This is a genomic window from Helicovermis profundi (assembly GCF_033097505.1).
In the GTDB taxonomy this organism is placed as follows: domain Bacteria; phylum Bacillota; class Clostridia; order Peptostreptococcales; family Acidaminobacteraceae; genus Helicovermis; species Helicovermis profundi.
Window position 1 is genome coordinate 2,945,944 of record NZ_AP028654.1, and the last position, 16,473, is coordinate 2,962,416.

The 16,473-nt window shown below is 26.8% G+C and carries 13 protein-coding genes; all 13 read right to left on the reverse strand.

Annotated elements, in window-relative coordinates; translation table 11 throughout:
* Positions 1 to 81: 81 nt before the first annotated feature.
* Positions 82 to 4,497 carry a coiled-coil domain-containing protein gene (locus tag AACH12_RS13470; RefSeq protein ID WP_338535896.1) on the reverse strand — a complete coding sequence of 1,472 codons (4,416 nt, stop codon included), beginning with the start codon at positions 4,495 to 4,497 and terminating at the stop codon, positions 82 to 84.
* Positions 4,475 to 5,215 (reverse strand): DUF6063 family protein, encoded by a 741-nt coding sequence (locus AACH12_RS13475; protein ID WP_338535897.1) that lies wholly within the window; start codon positions 5,213 to 5,215, stop codon positions 4,475 to 4,477. Before AACH12_RS13475 ends, AACH12_RS13470 begins: the two co-directional genes overlap by 23 nt.
* The gene (locus AACH12_RS13480; protein ID WP_338535898.1) at positions 5,205 to 6,707 is read right to left on the reverse strand and encodes a replicative DNA helicase; all 1,503 of its coding nucleotides are present in this window, start codon (positions 6,705 to 6,707) and stop codon (positions 5,205 to 5,207) included. The genes AACH12_RS13475 and AACH12_RS13480 overlap by 11 nt, the downstream gene beginning before the upstream one ends.
* Positions 6,697 to 7,713: a Wadjet anti-phage system protein JetD domain-containing protein gene (locus tag AACH12_RS13485; protein WP_338535899.1), complete on the reverse strand. Its 1,017-nt coding sequence runs from the start codon at positions 7,711 to 7,713 to the stop codon at positions 6,697 to 6,699. Before AACH12_RS13485 ends, AACH12_RS13480 begins: the two co-directional genes overlap by 11 nt.
* A gap of 101 nt (positions 7,714 to 7,814) precedes the next feature.
* Complete coding sequence (locus AACH12_RS13490; protein WP_338535900.1) at positions 7,815 to 8,117, reverse strand: nucleotidyltransferase domain-containing protein; 303 nt, start codon at positions 8,115 to 8,117, stop codon at positions 7,815 to 7,817.
* A 2-nt stretch (positions 8,118 to 8,119) separates the two neighbouring features.
* Positions 8,120 to 8,521, reverse strand: coding sequence for a nucleotidyltransferase substrate binding protein (locus AACH12_RS13495; RefSeq protein WP_338535901.1), 402 nt, complete (start codon positions 8,519 to 8,521; stop codon positions 8,120 to 8,122).
* A gap of 368 nt (positions 8,522 to 8,889) precedes the next feature.
* Positions 8,890 to 10,224: a hypothetical protein gene (locus AACH12_RS13500; protein WP_338535902.1), complete on the reverse strand. Its 1,335-nt coding sequence runs from the start codon at positions 10,222 to 10,224 to the stop codon at positions 8,890 to 8,892.
* Positions 10,221 to 11,969 carry a hypothetical protein gene (locus AACH12_RS13505; protein WP_338535903.1) on the reverse strand — a complete coding sequence of 583 codons (1,749 nt, stop codon included), beginning with the start codon at positions 11,967 to 11,969 and terminating at the stop codon, positions 10,221 to 10,223. Before AACH12_RS13505 ends, AACH12_RS13500 begins: the two co-directional genes overlap by 4 nt.
* Positions 11,970 to 12,082: 113 nt before the next feature.
* Positions 12,083 to 12,562: a VanZ family protein gene (locus AACH12_RS13510; RefSeq protein WP_338535904.1), complete on the reverse strand. Its 480-nt coding sequence runs from the start codon at positions 12,560 to 12,562 to the stop codon at positions 12,083 to 12,085.
* Between the two features lie 158 nt (positions 12,563 to 12,720).
* Positions 12,721 to 14,925, reverse strand: coding sequence for an S-layer homology domain-containing protein (locus tag AACH12_RS13515; protein ID WP_338535905.1), 2,205 nt, complete (start codon positions 14,923 to 14,925; stop codon positions 12,721 to 12,723).
* Positions 14,926 to 15,113: 188 nt separating this feature from the next.
* The gene (locus tag AACH12_RS13520) at positions 15,114 to 15,305 is read right to left on the reverse strand and encodes a hypothetical protein (RefSeq protein ID WP_338535906.1); all 192 of its coding nucleotides are present in this window, start codon (positions 15,303 to 15,305) and stop codon (positions 15,114 to 15,116) included.
* An 86-nt stretch (positions 15,306 to 15,391) separates the two neighbouring features.
* The gene (locus AACH12_RS13525) at positions 15,392 to 15,586 is read right to left on the reverse strand and encodes a hypothetical protein (RefSeq protein WP_338535907.1); all 195 of its coding nucleotides are present in this window, start codon (positions 15,584 to 15,586) and stop codon (positions 15,392 to 15,394) included.
* A 368-nt stretch (positions 15,587 to 15,954) separates the two neighbouring features.
* Entirely contained in the window at positions 15,955 to 16,239 is a 285-nt protein-coding gene (locus tag AACH12_RS13530; protein ID WP_338535908.1) for an SEC-C metal-binding domain-containing protein, read from the reverse strand.
* Positions 16,240 to 16,473 lie beyond the last annotated feature (234 nt).

A 16,473-nucleotide genomic window follows, 5' to 3' on the forward strand; every position in this document is an offset into this window, starting at 1 on the left:
TCTATTTGTTTTATATAATAATCAATATATATTACATTTTATTTGGTAATAAAATTAATTGTACTTTGTGTAATTCTCTACCTATTCAAACAAGCTAAGCTGCTCATGTAGCGAATTATTAAGTCTTAGTAGGCTAAGAGGATTACTATCACTTAAAAATGCATAATTAATTTCTTTACTACTATCCATAATTTGAACATTATCTCTAAGAGAATTTCGTAGTTTACAGCTATATACTATCGGAAAATAGTCACTAATAAATTTACCTTCCACGTGTGCTGTAAATGCAATTAATTGAAAACCTAGTTGTTTTGCAATCTTAAAAACAGGATCTAATACATGTTCACTTGATGCTTTTCCAAATGGATTATCTAGAAGGACTGTTCTTTGGCGTTTAGAATTATTTTTAATCATATATTTTTTCTCTGCAATATAATTTTGTATTCCTAGAAACAGAGTCATATTTTTACTCCATTTTTCACCAGCAGACCATTTATTTGAACTTGTCCAATCGGTATAATTACTACTAATTTTAAAATCATTTGTTACTTTTCTAAGGCTAACCTTAATCTCTTTACCAGAAAATATTTTATAAAGCAAAGTCTTTGTAGATAACCATTCTTTTATTTGCTTTTCCAGCAATTCTTTACTCTCTTTTAAATCTAAAGATTGTTTTTCCTTATTTATCTCGCTTGTCATAAAAATTAAATGTTCACGGATTGCAAGTTTAGACTGATTTTTTTCATATATAGGTGTCTTAATTTGAAATATCTTTTTTCGTACTCCATCAATTTCAATACTAGTTTTATTAGCAATATGATCAATTTCTTTTACTACATTATCCAAATAAATATATAAACGATTAATAAATTTATTTATAGCTTCATCAATAGTACGTAGACTTTCATTTAAATATCTAAGAGCTACATTTATGTTTTCATCTAATTTTTTCTGCCACTCTAAAACATCTTGATAATTCTCTCTGAATTTTAAGGCATCTAAAGTTAATTTTTTCATTTTAATATTTGTAATATAATCATTACAAAATATTTTAAAATCCTCTTGATGTTCTAAAAGTTTTTCCCTATGTTTTTCCTTTAGAATATAACTTTTATTAGAAATTTCTATATAATTTTTTAAAGTTTCTATTGGTTTATAAGTAAAATCTATAATAAAGGATTCTAAAACTTCTACTGCTTTTAAATTTCCATTTGATAATTCAAATTTATCTTGTACTCTTATTATTTCACTTCTACAAGCTTCCATTTTCTCTAAGTTTTTATCTACATTTTTTAATTTATTATCTAATATTTGTTCATTTTCTTTTAAATTTACGCCTTTTTCTTTTAACTCAGATCTTACTATATTTAAATCCTTATCATATTTACTAGTAGTATCATATTTACTATGAGCATTTTTTAAAGACTTTAATTCACCCAAAAGAGTATCACGTACACTCTTTGACTTTGCTTCATCTTTTCTAAGCATTTTAAGTTCTTCTTTAATTTCCTTAATGCTATTTTTATATTGAATTATTTGAGTATCGCCTGAAATTGGAAAAACAAGATTATCTAATTCAACTAAGTAATCTATAGTTTTTAAAGTCAGCTTTAGCTGAATATCTAAACTTTCAATTTCATTATTTAATTTTAATACTTTTCTTTCAATACTTTCTCTATCTTCACTACCCTCATTTAATAAATCCTCTAACCTATCAATTTCCTTAAATAAAACTTGAAGTGAAGACTTGGCAAATAATTCATTATTATCTTTAGATTTCTTATAATAGTCATTATTATAAATATTATCGATTTCTTTTATACACTTCTCTTTTTCAGCGTCTGATTTCTTTATATCATCTTTAAAACTATTTAATTTTCTAGAAATCTTATCTAATTCAAACTTAAGATCCTTTAATTCCTTTTGATACTCATAGCTTTCTATTTCATATTTTTTTATTTTTTTTTCATTTTCTAAGTATTCAAGGCTTTTACTAATCATATTCGTAATATGAACTTTTTCATCTTTAATACTTTCTAAGCGAAGCTTAGTTGATTCTAAAAATAATTTTGACTCATTTAACTCTTTTTCATATTTACCTTTACTTACTTTTAAACTACTAAGGTTATCTTTACATAGTCTTAAAGTTTCTTTAGAGAGCTCATATTCTTCGTTGGGATTTTTATCAAAAAATAGATTTATAGAATAAATTAGCTGAGTTAAGTTTTGAATATCCATTTCTAAAACAAGTCTTCTCTCCTTAAGTATCTCTAAATTATGTTCATTATTTTTTTTCCAAAATTCAAAATTTTCGTCTACACTAAAATCAGACCATTTTTTCGGCATTACTAGAGAATATTCACTAGATGCGCATGCTTCCTTTGCTTCTTCAAGTGTAAGTACGTATACTGGATGAACTAAATTTTCACTATAAGCACCTATTTTAGAAAGTAGTTTTTCTTTTTCCTTTTCTGTAGTAATAACTGTTATTGCCCAGTTAGGATACTTTTTTATCATTTCATCCATTTTATCTAAATAATGCTTCTTAAGAAAATCCATTCCAGAGTGTAAAACTGAAAATTGTTCACTCCAAAGCAAAACACTAGAAATAAAACTAGGATCCGCCATAAAAACTTTTTGATTTTTGTATAACTGATATTCATATAAAGCCATAGATTCATCAGTTAACTGATTTTCTTTTTCATTTTGAAGTATAAGTAATCTATCGTTTAAATTGTTTTTTAAAGTCATTTCCTGTTCATAAATTTTATTAATAGCTAAAGGTTTATTCATTACTTGCAAATATTCTTTAGATAAATCTTTTCTTTCATTTTCAATATTGTTAAGTTTATCAGTAAGTGATTGTATTTTTAAATTATCAATATTTACCTCGCTATCTACTTCACTTATTTTAAGCTTCAAATTCTCAATAGCATTTTTTTTTGAAATCAAAATCTCGCTTATTTTAATTTCTTCATTTGATAATTCTCTTATTTTTTTATTTTGATAATCACTATAATGCTTAATCGTTTCATCTTTATTAAGCCCTAAAAGTTTACTTTTAATACTTAATAAATCCTTATTTTTAATTTCAATAAAGCTTTTTGCTTTATTTAGTAGATTTTCTTTATTTTTAATTTTAAGATTATAATTATTAAAAAGTGTATTTTCTACGTCAATATTTCTATTAATTTCCTCTAGGACTTTATCAATATCTTCTATTTTATTATTTTCACTAATAATTTTTTGCTTAAATAAATACAGTAGTTCAGATTTAGAAGTCTCAAGCTTTTTAGCAAAATCTTTTAAACTAATATCTTCATCAATTTCGAGTAAATCTTTTTTTAAACTTTCTAATTCTGCTTCTTTTAAATCCAAGTTATTTTTCATTTTAGCAAGTTCAAGTATTTCTAAGTTTTTCTCTAAGTTACTATTTTTATCAAGCTTATCATTTAATTCACTTTCTGTTATTGTATAATTTTTATTAGCTTCATTAAGTTCGTCCTCTTTAAATGCAATATTTAAAGAGGATATATCTCTTTCTAAATTATATCTATTAAGCTTCAAAACATTTAATTCAAGTAACAACTTTTCCTTTAAACTATTTAGTTCATTTAATTTTAAATCTATAAATTCACCTATACCTTTCATTTTGCTCTTTTCATTTTTCCATAGGTCATTAGAGTCATTGTATGAAGAAAATGTTTGAACATACTTATCTACATGTTTTTTAATTTCTTCATTTTGCTCAATTTCTTTACTTAAGTTTCTATAAGCCTTTAAATGATCTTGATGTGTTTCAAAGGTTTCAGTAAATACCTTTGACTCCTTATCACCAAGGGCTTCTTCAACAGTCGGTATAATCAAGTTGTTTACTAGTTGACTAGTGGTTTTACAATTATCGAAAAATCCTTCAACTCCACCTTCCATTGAATTTATTTTTGAAATACTAAGCCATTCGCTTCTAGATATATGGTAGTTCATCTCTAAATGTTTATTGTACGATTTTATAGTAGAAAACATTTTAGCATTTACACTCTTATTTTTCATGCTCAAATAATAATCATTTATTTCTTGCTGACTAGAAGCTCTAAGACCACCCACTGTCTTTTGAGTAAATGGCAAATAATCAATGCCATCTTTATCTTCAAATTCATATTCATAAGTATATAAATGACGATGTAAATCCTTATTTTTTGTATATAAAGTAACTCCTGTTACTAAATATCTTCTTGGATGCTCATTTAAAATCCATTCAACGGCGATATGCGCTGACTCAGAATCAAGAGATAAAGTTTCACGAATGCGCCTTTCAGCATGTTTTATAGTAGGCAAAACCGATTGAAGTATCATTTGAACTAAAACCGTTTTACCACCACCATTTTCTAAAATAAAGGCAGTATTATTACCGTCAGTTATAAACGTTTCATCATTATAACGCTTTCTTCCACCTTCATAAATAATATTACATAACCTAATCTTCGATATTGTTGGCATCATTTTCTCCTTTATACAATAATTCTAAAATTCCTCGGTTATATTCGAGTTCCATAAAGTAATGTCCAATTATATCCTTAGCTTTCTCAGTTAATTCATACTCCATATTCCCAATATCATTAATAAGATCTTCACCTAGCATAAAATTTTTAACTAAATTTAAAAAACTTACATGGCTATTAGTTCTACCATCTTGAACTTTTGATTTTTCATTAATATCATCAATTAGCGACCATTTTTCAATAATTAATAACCAATTGTAATGCATATCACTTTCATGATACTTTAAAGTTTCCTCGTCATGTTCTTTTAAAGAGGCAATATGCAAATTAACTTCATTTAGCCAAGTTTCCATAGAAACGAATTCAAGTACAGGTTCAATCGTTAAATAACTATCATAAAATAATCCGAAAAAAACAATCATGGCAAAATACATTAAATATATATCAGAAACTTGATGCTTTGATGTTAAATACTTGGATTTAAGACTTTCATTAGAAATATGAAAGGGTGAAGCTACTGCAAGGGGAATTAAAAATAGATTTTCGCTTGAAACAATAACTGTGCATTCCACATTGTCAGCAAATAAATCAACTAAAGCTCTAACATTTTCATCTATAGTATAGGAAGTAAAATCTTTAATTAAACACTGCCCTTTTGAAGCTAAATTACTATAAATTTCAAAAGATTCTAATATTGTTTTTTCTTCATATTTCATACTTTTCCTCCAAAAACATTTTCATATTACTTATTTTAAATTCATCATTAATATTTAAAATTTCTTTTAATTCTGTAACCTGTATGGTTTTATATCTACTATGAAGTATTTTTATAGCATTAATAATTATATTATGATTTTGATCTTCTTCGTCATAAAATACATTAATCGGAGAAAGTTGATGAAGTGTTATCCAAAAATCATAAAAACCTCTTAAACTTAGAAGCGACTCTTGGTCTTTTTTTACTTCAACAATTAAATCACTTAAAATAAGTTCATTATCATCTGACATATACTTTAAACAAAGGTTCATCATTTTTTCATAAAATAATTCTACTACTCTGACCTTGTCATCCTCAGATTTTGATAGACCAGCAAACTCTATATTTAACTCACTTTTATCTCTATTATAAACACGCTGAGGAAAAAATATAGCAAGTGGACTCCATTTTTCGCATTTTTCAAGTGATAAAAATGGTTTTGCAATTGTTCTAATCGTTTCAAGCGGACTAGCATTTGCTACGCAATAAGATACAATTTCTTTATTAAAATTAAAAGACTCAATACCAGTATAATAAAGAGATTCCTTTGCTGCGAGAAGTGCAGTCGTTTGAATACTAATCGATTTTGCTAGTAATTTATCATGTACTTTATGCACAGAGTCTAAGGCATTACTAACTTTTAAAGCGCTAGTATATATATGTGAATCTTTCTCACTATCCCTTTTGAATTTCAAATTATCTAAAACCGAATTAACAAAAATTTTCAGTTCATTAAATTCTTTGTTTTCGTACTCTAGCCTTAAATGAATATCATCAATTAAACGTTTATAACGATTATAAACTTCCTCAGAAATAACATTTCTACTAATATCATTTTTAATTTTTACAATTCTTTCATTTAAAGATTCAACATTTATACTCATTTCATCAATTTGCCTCAAGGCACTTACAAATTCACCTTTTTCAAGTTGTTTTCTAAGAAGCATTTGATTAATGGAAAGTTGAAATTCACTATAATATTCTCTTGTAGAAAAAATTAATTCTAATCCATCTTCATCAAGTTCATAGTATTGCTTATTTTCTAGCAAATCAGATTTGCTTGCCTTTAAAATCGAATAGTAAATTACATCATCTTTTTTCCTATTCCAATCATAAAATTTTTTTGATAAACGTTTTCCACTAGCAGGTCTAAAAACATGTATTATATCCTTAGCAATAGTTTGGCATTTTTTAGCATCAACATTATACCTTTTATGAATCATTTCAAATATAAATTTAGATAATTCCATAAAGCCAATTTCTTTTTTTCTAATAAGCTTACATTCATAAAAAAATAGCAAAGTTAGCAATCCAACATCGTATAAATCTATTTTTTTACCCGATTGATCTTTAGTATTCTTGTTTTGAAGTGTAATTAATGGTTCATATAAAGCTAAACGTTTTATACGTTCCTTATAATTAGAAAAAAATGTATTTTCATTAATCTGCATCTAATTTCTCCCACATTTCTTTAAGATATATTTTGCTTAAACCTTCTTGTGGCCAGTAGTAACCTTGATCTAATAAATCAACTCTTTCTAAAAGAGAAAGAGACAAAAAATTTGATTTAAAAAAGTCGAACGCCTCTTGATTTTTAAGCTGATTTTGTTTTCCTATACTTTCTTTTTCTTCTAATAATTTAATATAAAAAGAAGTAGCCAAATTAACTTTTAAAATCTCATTAATTGACTTAAATATCTTAATCCCTTCATAATCAATATCCCCAAAATAGTAAAAATTATGCTCACCCTTAAATGGAAATTGCTTATTAAAATCCTTTATCATAGAAATAACGCGCCAACCTGCTCCATAAATTAAAGTACTAAAGCTTGTAGCATCTAATAAATCAAGTAGTCTATAGTAAACAGCTTTATTTTCGACAATTAAATGCTTATATACTCCATTTTTTTCAAAATTCAAATTTATAGCAAACATTGCAGGTTCATTTTGACTCTTAATATTTAGTTTTTCTTTAATATTAAGAGCTACTAATATCTTCATTCCGCCCTTATAATCCAGCCACTTTTCATCAGCAACTATATCATATGAAAGCTCTTGAGAAGTTAAAGGGAGTTTTGGAAATCCATTTATTTTTAAAAAGTCATATATTTTACTGATATATTCCTTATCTTGTAACCACTTTTTTTCACTTTGATTAAAATAGTAATCTAACTTAAAATATCCACTATATTTTAGTGCATATTTTTCAAGTTCTATGTAATATTCACTAGAAATTTTTTTGCTTTCTATGTAAAATTCATTAGGTAAATTAATAGTTTTATGGTTAAATCCAGAAGCCTTAACCATTTTTAAATAACCATCATTTATAAGATTTAATATAATATTTGCATAGTCTTTGTAAAGTAAGTTGGCTGGCAAATTTTTTTCGATTTCTATAAGTTTAATCTTTCTTTTTTTATATGCTTTTAAATGTTCTAATATGTTTTTTTCAATCATATATAGCCTCCAAGATTGCTAATGAATTGTTTATCCAATGCCTTAGATTGTGTTTTTCTAAGCTTCATCAGAAGCAAAAATTCACGCTGAAGCCAAGAAATTCATTTATGCCAAATAGATTTACCAACATCATCAATATGAGTTTTTAATTTTTCATTTGAAATATCTTGATAGTTAATTATATCAAGAAAGTAAGGTATAGGATAAACTTCATTTAAATCTTCATTAACTCGTCTTAATATATTTCTATCAACTAAATCTCCTTTTAACGCTAAATCTATATCAGAAGCTTTCTTAAAATTGCCCATCGCACGACTTCCAAAAATAATAACTTCTTCTATTTCTGAATATTTACTAACAGATTTTATTATATAATCTAAATCTCTTTTCAGTAAACCATACATAATTAAATCTCCTTACTTAGTTTTTCATACAATTTTTTTACTTCTGGAAAATATACATTAACAATATCTTTAGCCATTTTCTCAGCTAGTTTTTCATCATAAGTATGAACAGTTAAATTTCTATCTGAAAGCGCATCTATCCAGATATAACCATTATCGATCAATTCCATCTGAAGTGCTTGCTTTATAGTTTCTCTAGGGCTTTTTACATAAAACTCATATGATTCAAGGTAATCTTTCATAACTTTCCAAGCTAGTTCAAATGAGATTTCAAATAACTGAATAATTCCGGCTTGCTCTAATTCATTTTCAATAGGACGCGAAATATATCTATCAAGAAGTCTATATGATTTTTCGAAATTTTCAAATCTCTGTTTCCATCTAATATCTTTATAATTATCCATTTTACAACTCCTTTTAATTCTAAGAAATCCACATATATACTCTTATCATAATTTATTTCTATATGAAAATCAAAATTTTTTCATCATATTCATTGCACTTTACAATAAATACAAATATTTTTATAGGCTCACTTATACAAATCACGACTTTTTAACCGGATCTAATTCAAGAAAACAATTAAAGGAATATATAAAAAGATGTACCTTTATAAAGCTAATAAAATTCATAAAGTAAAGAGTCTTATCAAAAAAAGATAAGACTCTTTACTTTATATCAATTTCCCCATGAATCATCGCTATGACATGTTCAAAAAAAGCTTCTTCCACATTTATTCGCGGCTCTTAATTATTACTTCAACCTACTCATTCTACTTTTTTCTAATTTTTTTAACTAACATAACAATTCCAAAAATAATTAATGCAATTACTAATAAAAATCCAATTAAAAATCCCATAATGCTAGCAGATTTATTAATAGACAAATTAAATTCTTTTCCATAGTCTTCATTATTTTTAGGCATCACTAATAAATAATAAGTTTGATTAGCTTTTAAATCAACATATACATAATCAGAATATCCGCTTTCAAATTTATTGTCTTTTACTGTAAGTAAATCTTTATCTGCTATAACAAAAGAAAGAGGCACTTTTTCAGCATTATTAACATTAAAATCATATTCCCCATCTTGGTCTACTTGAAGCTCATAAATATTAGAAACGCCTCCGCTAATAAGAGTATCTACAATTTTTGCATCAGCTACATTATATTTCTTAAAATTAGTATCATTTGTATTTACTTTTGAAGTATTATTATCATTACTATTTTTAGTATTTGTACTCGCTTCTGGTTTTGTGTCTGTTTCTATAACAGAATCTGATTTATCACTAGAAGATGAATCTGATTCTACACTACTAGCATTACTACTACTTATTGACATATTCTTTATTAAATCTGCATTCTCTTTCACTAAATCTTCTAACTTACTTCCTGTAGCCATATCTAAATTATTTAAAAAATCTTTTTTTGAAATATCTCCATTAATAACATCTACTATGTCTTTTGATCTAGTAGAAATCCTCATAAGTAAATTTCCACTACCGTCTACATAATTAATAGTAACATTTGATATCCAAGGAGCATCTTCAAGCGAAATCAAAGTCATTGCATAGTATTCATTCATAATTTCTTCGTATTTTCCAACATATTCTACATTTAGTTTCACTTCATTTTTATCTACAAAGATACCATCAATATAGGAATCAAAAACACTTAAATCATCATAAAGTTTTTTCTCTGTACTCCTAGTATCTTTAATTATAAAAGTTTCAATAAATTCATTGTCGTCAATTTTACTATCTTCGTAATCTTTAATATCACTAGCTGAAATAACTATATCCATATATGGAAGATAGTTATCATAAAGTTTTAATGTAAGATTATCTATAAGCATCATAGAATATACAGTATCAATAAGATCTACCATATTATATAAAGTCTCTTTATCAAAATAATTTAAATCAAGTTTAAGTGTAAGATCATTTCCGTCAAAATGTGCATCCACCTTGTCTAAATATTCGTACTGCTTAAGTGTATCTTCAATAGCACCTTCTGGATTTACTTCAGCAAAAGAAGCGCCTATACTTAAAACAAAAATAAGTATAATTAAAACAAATTTTAACTTTAATTTATTATCTATTTTCATTTTGCACCACCTTCTTTAAAATAAATTTTATCAGATTTTAAGTAGTATATATAAGTTGCAGCCCTTTCTCTATAAGTTAGAGCTTTAGAATCTTGATTTAAAATTTTATATGACATAAATTTAATTGGTTCCTTAAAAAAATTGCTTTTTCCATCACTAAAAGTTATATAATCATCTCCAGAAACTAAAGCATCTTCTCCTGTATCTCTTATCTTTTCATATGCTGCTTTTACAGCTTCTTTATTGGACATTTTTTTTCTTGACTCAATATAGGTATCAGAAAAAATCCTATACTCTCTTGCAGCCGCTTTTCCAAGAGCTTTTTTCTTTGCATTTGCAAGTTTATCTAACTGATCTTGAACCATTTTCCCAGCAAAACCAGCATTCTTTAAAACATATTCCTTAACAACAGAAAACGTTTCTTCTTTTTCTTCATATCCATTAAAGTCATTATATCCTCTAGCTTCATCTCTAGTCATTTTTAACTTATCTTCAGTTTCTTTAATTTTATCTTCTTTAGTGGTAATCTCATTTTTAACCCAATCAAGTCCAAGTCCTTTAAAATAATCAGCTGGCACGCTACCTATTTTATCTGCAAGTTTCACCTTACTATCAACCATACTATAAACATCTGAAGAAAAATCAATAAGCTTTTTTCTATCAGAATAACTTAAAGAGTCTTCATTTTTTTCAATTTTAACACTTCCATCAATTGATTTCTTTAAAATAATATCTTTATTCTTATTAACTATATCTTCTAAGTTTTTTTCAGTTTTATTAGTAACTTCTTCTTCACCTTCACCGTAATTGTTTTGAATTTCTCCATCAATTGTAAAATAAAAATTAATATCACTAACCATACTAAAATCATCTTGGCTTGCTTCATCTAAAATAGCTTCTTCTTCTTTTGTTAGGCTAATATCTAATGAATCAGTACTAGAAGAATCTACATCACTACTTGAACTTTTAGTATCTACTTTAGCTTTTTCATCCTTTGTATTTGTATTATCCTTTGAAGAATCTAAGCCTGTACTTGAAGTAATTTCTTTACCATTTATAGGTTTTCCATTTTCATCAAGAAGAGGATTGCCATATTGATCATGAGTTGTAACTTCTATTCCTGTAATAGGATTACCGTACATATCAACCATAATTTCATCGTCTTTAGAGTTTTTTTCTTTTGTATCCACTGAACTATTATCTGAGCTATCACTTTCTGTTTTCGTTAAATCAACAATTCCTTCTCCCTCATGATTTTTACCTAATTTCAAATAAAATTTCCCGATAGCCTCATCACCTAAAGTTCCAAGCGTACGAAAACTACCTAGTAAAACATCATCATTTTTTTTCACTAAATCGCAATAAACAGCTGTTTTATCTGTATATTGTTCAGGAATTTTAAAAACTAACTTATTATTACTTATAACCGCTTCATAGGTTTCTTTGTTCAAATAAGCTTGGTCTTCTAATGTTATATGATATTTGCCATTACTTTTTTTAATTTCAACATATATAAGATTCCTCGTATAGGTACCTTTTAAACCCTCTACCAATTGCTCTACTGTAAACACTCCATTTAAATCATCTGCGCTTAGATTTTTTTCAACCATGTTTTCATCTACATTTGTCACATACATCGATCCCGAATAAACACCTATAAAATCATCCCCAACTAAAGCAAATGATATGCTAGACGAAAATATAAAAATAGAAATTAAAAACATTAGTATTAACACCCTTTTCATTTAGCTTCCCCCTTTAAAATTATATTGAATTTTGCACTACCCCTTATCATTTTACCCTATAAAACAATGCATAAAACAAAGTTAATTATGTATCAATTTTTAAAGTACTCGTATTACATAATTTTCGGCCTAGCCTTTAATATCATAATTTTGTAGATTATAATATAGACTAAGATTCCAAAACCTGCGCCCCCTGTATCAATTAAAACATCTTTAATAGCAGGACCTCTTCCGGGCACAAATATTTGATGAAATTCATCTGTCAGTGCATATAAAGCACATAAGACTAACACATATACAATTTGTTTTTTTCCCTTAATTTTTATAGTAGAAAATGCGTTCATAGTAAAAATACCTAAAACAAAATACACAGTGAAATGAGCTAGTTTTCTTACATAATGTTCAAACAATCTAATATCAAAACTATCGCCTGGAAGTATTTTTTTAATTATACCTATTATAAATTTAGTAATACCATTACTTAAATGTCCTGAATCAGTAGCTAGCTGAGAAGAAAATGCAAAAATTACTCCCATCCATAATAAAACTAAAGTCCAAGAAATTATTATATAAATCTTTGATTTTTTATTCATATTAACCTCGTATTTTTCATTATTTGCCATATCCAAGTTTACTAGACTTAATACCTATTATACTATAAAAGAGTTAAACATAAAGTTTAACTCTTTTATAAATAAAATTATTTAATTGTATATTACTTTTTCTTTATTTTAACTAGTAAATTCTAAAATTATTTTTCTCTAAATACAGATCTTTCAATACTACTTGTAGTAAATTGATTCGAATAATCTTTTAAATTTGTAATCTCAATTTTATAGTTTTCATTAGAAGAAGCACCTGTAAATGTTACTATAGCTTCTTTATTATTGTAAACATGAACAGAATTTGCATTAATATACTGCTTGTGATCATCTTTATCAGTATATGAAAGCTTAAACTGTGATGAATTAATAGAATTGTAAATTTCTTCACTAAAGCTAACTTTAACTTTATCTTCAGAAATAAATCTAGCATCTATAGCACTAATATTACCAAATTCACTTGATGTTTTCTTAATAACATATGTCAATGTTCCAGACTGAGAAACACCATAACTATCTTTAATACCACTCACAATACTAATATTGGTATCCGATGACGAACTTATCGGACTACTTAAATAAATAGTGAGTAAATAAGGTTTTGAAGCATCAAATAAAGCTGTTTTTTTACTTACACCTGCAATACTAAGGTTTACTGAAGACGAAAGAACTGGTCTATTAAAATAAACTAAAATTTTACTTCTATTAACAGCACTAGCATAGTCTATAGATATAGGATCACTTTCAGTTGAAGAAACAGCAAATCCATGCTTTTCTTCTTCAATAGTTGAAGCACCAAATCTATCCGTAACACCATCTATAGTCATTTCATATTCCCTATCTTTAATAAAAGAAAGCCATTTAACATCAACTTGTCTTTTACTAGCTTCACCTATACCATCCATAACTACATCAAAAGCTGAAGAATAAACAATATTATTTTTCAAATCCTTTAAACTATAATTAGAAGAATTCATAGCTGAAGTCTTATCTACATCTTCATTAAACAAAATTCTTACATAATTTTTACTAATAGGTTTAACAGAAATAATTTTTAAGCTTGTATTCTCATTTCCATTACCTATAAAAGAAAATTCTTCTCCATCACCACTATCAAGCTTTGTTCCATACACACTCGCTAAATCACCCTTAATTTTTAACACATAAGGAGTGCCAGAAGTCATAAATTTATTTTTTAATCTAATACTTACGCCACTTTTAACCGAGCCAAGTACAGAAGAAGAAATGTTTTTAAAAGTACCATCCACAATTTCTTTACCATCTTGATAAAGAGAATAGTATAAAGGAAGCTCAGCATTAATATTAATAGGCTGAGTAAAGTAAACATCAATTTGACTTTTACTAATAGCTTCAACTTTACTAATTTTAAAATAATCAGACTTAACTATAGGAGCACTGTAAGCTGTAAACTCAGAAGAAATAAGTTTTACAATATTAGTATCTATATCAACAATATTTGATAAATCTACTAAATAGTCTTTATCTTTTTCTTGACTAGAAGTTTCTATACTAATAGTTTTATCACTAAGTTTAATAGACTTAATATCTAAAGTTTTTTCCTTGTTGCCTTTTTCATATACTAAAATCTGATCCTTTTCAAGTTTTGAAAGTTTTTCATTTAAAACAATTTCAATATTATTTAAAGACTTTGCTTTAACACTAACTATCTTTGTCTTTAAAGTATCTACCTTTAGTAAATTTAAATCACTTGCAAGAGACGATGAAACAACATTATTATCAATTAATCTATCAATTGCAGTTTTATATGTACCTTTGATATTAATTTTAAGAGAATTATATAAAACATCTACAACGTTCCCTCTTAAATAATTTGTATTGTCATCAGTTTTAACTGCATAAGTAATGTCCTTAATAAGACCTACATCATATGCCTTTGAATTAACGTTATTCCAATCAAAGTCCGTATAACCTAGCGCCTTAAGTGTCATAGTAAAAAATGCTTTTTCACTCAGATTGTTATCAGGCTTAAACTCTCCATCAGGAAATCCATTAATAATACCATTAGCTTTGCAATATCCAATATACGGAGCATACCAAAGTGCAGAATCAACATCTGCAAATCCTGTATTAATATACTTGTATTTATTGCCTAAGACTTCATTTTCAACTCCTAAAAGTCTAACAATAAAGGCTGCAGCTTCACTTCTTTTAAGCTTGCCATCTAGATTATAACTGTTGCCATCGCCCCTAAGTAAATTAAGTCTATTAAGGTCAATAGCTTCATCACCCGTAGTTTTACTCGCAAATGTAAATGCTGAAAAAGTTAGAAGCAACATTAAAATCATCGTTAAAGAAATACTCTTTTTATACATACTCCACCATCCTTTATTTTCATATCACTTTATTATAACAAAAAATAGAAAATAATTGCACAAATGAAAGTAGCTTGTAACGGTATTGTAAAGATAGGGTTCATTAGACTAGCTTAAATTTCTAATAATTACTTGATTTTATCTGATAAAACATATTTATAGATCATTTTGGTCTATGCTGGGCATCGTTAAAATATATCCACATCAAATAAATCAAGTAAATTTTTTTCTTTAATTATTCTTGACTTTTCTTTTTTTGATTTTTTTATCCAAATTTCAGTTTTACTAATAATAGCTGCTGAAATGAAATCATCAATATCTATAAATTCTTCTTCTAAATTAAAAGATCTCATTATAAGTTTCTGTTTACTTGAAATCATATTTACAATATTCCTCAAAGTTGTTCCTTTATTATCTTCAAAATATTCTCCATTTAAGATTTCTTCTACTTTACATTCTTTTCCCTTTAAATTTTTAATAATTCCTTCTCTACCAATGTTTTTTTAATTTCTATAATCGGATTGCCTTCAAGATACCTCAAAAACCGTCTTACTGTTTTAGAAGCTCTACCTATTTTCTCTATGCTGTTGAAGCTTTTCTCATGTAATTCTTCAAGTTCTCGAATCGTTTTAATTGCATCTTCATGAATCTCTTTTAACAATCTGCTTGAAATAGGTAACTCATTAAGTCGCTTTTTCCCGTACTTTGAAGCTTTAATATATTTAATAATATCTGCAACATGACGATTCGTGTTTTCTTCAATATTTGGATCTAAAATACCAAAACTTCTCTTATTTCCGTTTTGGTGCCACGTTCACTTTAGGTAATAACTTTTTTTAAAATTCTAAACGCCTTGCAATTACTGCGTTATAAATTTGATGTTCGAGTTACTACCGTTTATGTATCTGGTACCCGTAATTTTAACTGATTAATTTTTTATAGCTATAGCAAGAAAAGTTCATAAAAAAAGACCATGATAAACAGCTTGTAAAACTGCAAATCATAGTCTTCTTTTCATCTCGTTCAATTTTATTCTTTCCCCAAGCAGCACTTCTTATATTTCTTACCACTCCCACAAGGACATGGATCATTTCTACCAATCTTGTTTTTCTTAACACTAAAAGGCTTATCTGGAAGTGGCTTTAAGTTTGGCATTTCAAACTTCTCAAATATCTCTTTTGGAGTATAACCATTATTTTCCCAAAGTCTAATATTATTAGAAAGATCCGTAACAAGCCGAATTACTTCATTGACTTGGTTCATATCTTTAAAGCTAATATTTCTACCGATAAATGCATCTAATATAGTTTGCATATCAAGTCCAAATTCACAAAATCCATGGATATCTTCACATAGCCATTCTGCCTTTTCTTCGTCACCCTTAAAAAAATTCTTCTGCAGATAACTCAGCAGGTTATTAACTGTAAAACACCCATCCCTCAGTCTACATATTTGCCAACAAAAATTGAAACTTGCAAGTTAAAGAAAACATCTGTTTTAAACGGTCTATATCACACTTATAAAAAAATAGCTTAAGGTATCGAACTA

Coding starts and splice junctions, on each gene's coding strand:
- AACH12_RS13520 (WP_338535906.1), bottom strand. CDS start 15,305: ATGATTTCAAGTAAACAGAAACTTATAATGAGATCTTTTAATTTAGAA.
- AACH12_RS13490 (WP_338535900.1), bottom strand. CDS start 8,117: ATGTATGGTTTACTGAAAAGAGATTTAGATTATATAATAAAATCTGTT.
- AACH12_RS13495 (WP_338535901.1), bottom strand. CDS start 8,521: ATGGATAATTATAAAGATATTAGATGGAAACAGAGATTTGAAAATTTC.
- AACH12_RS13470 (WP_338535896.1), bottom strand. CDS start 4,497: ATGCCAACAATATCGAAGATTAGGTTATGTAATATTATTTATGAAGGT.
- AACH12_RS13505 (WP_338535903.1), bottom strand. CDS start 11,969: ATGAAAAGGGTGTTAATACTAATGTTTTTAATTTCTATTTTTATATTT.
- AACH12_RS13480 (WP_338535898.1), bottom strand. CDS start 6,707: ATGCAGATTAATGAAAATACATTTTTTTCTAATTATAAGGAACGTATA.
- AACH12_RS13485 (WP_338535899.1), bottom strand. CDS start 7,713: ATGATTGAAAAAAACATATTAGAACATTTAAAAGCATATAAAAAAAGA.
- AACH12_RS13530 (WP_338535908.1), bottom strand. CDS start 16,239: ATGCAAACTATATTAGATGCATTTATCGGTAGAAATATTAGCTTTAAA.
- AACH12_RS13515 (WP_338535905.1), bottom strand. CDS start 14,925: ATGTATAAAAAGAGTATTTCTTTAACGATGATTTTAATGTTGCTTCTA.
- AACH12_RS13500 (WP_338535902.1), bottom strand. CDS start 10,224: ATGAAAATAGATAATAAATTAAAGTTAAAATTTGTTTTAATTATACTT.
- AACH12_RS13475 (WP_338535897.1), bottom strand. CDS start 5,215: ATGAAATATGAAGAAAAAACAATATTAGAATCTTTTGAAATTTATAGT.
- AACH12_RS13510 (WP_338535904.1), bottom strand. CDS start 12,562: ATGAATAAAAAATCAAAGATTTATATAATAATTTCTTGGACTTTAGTT.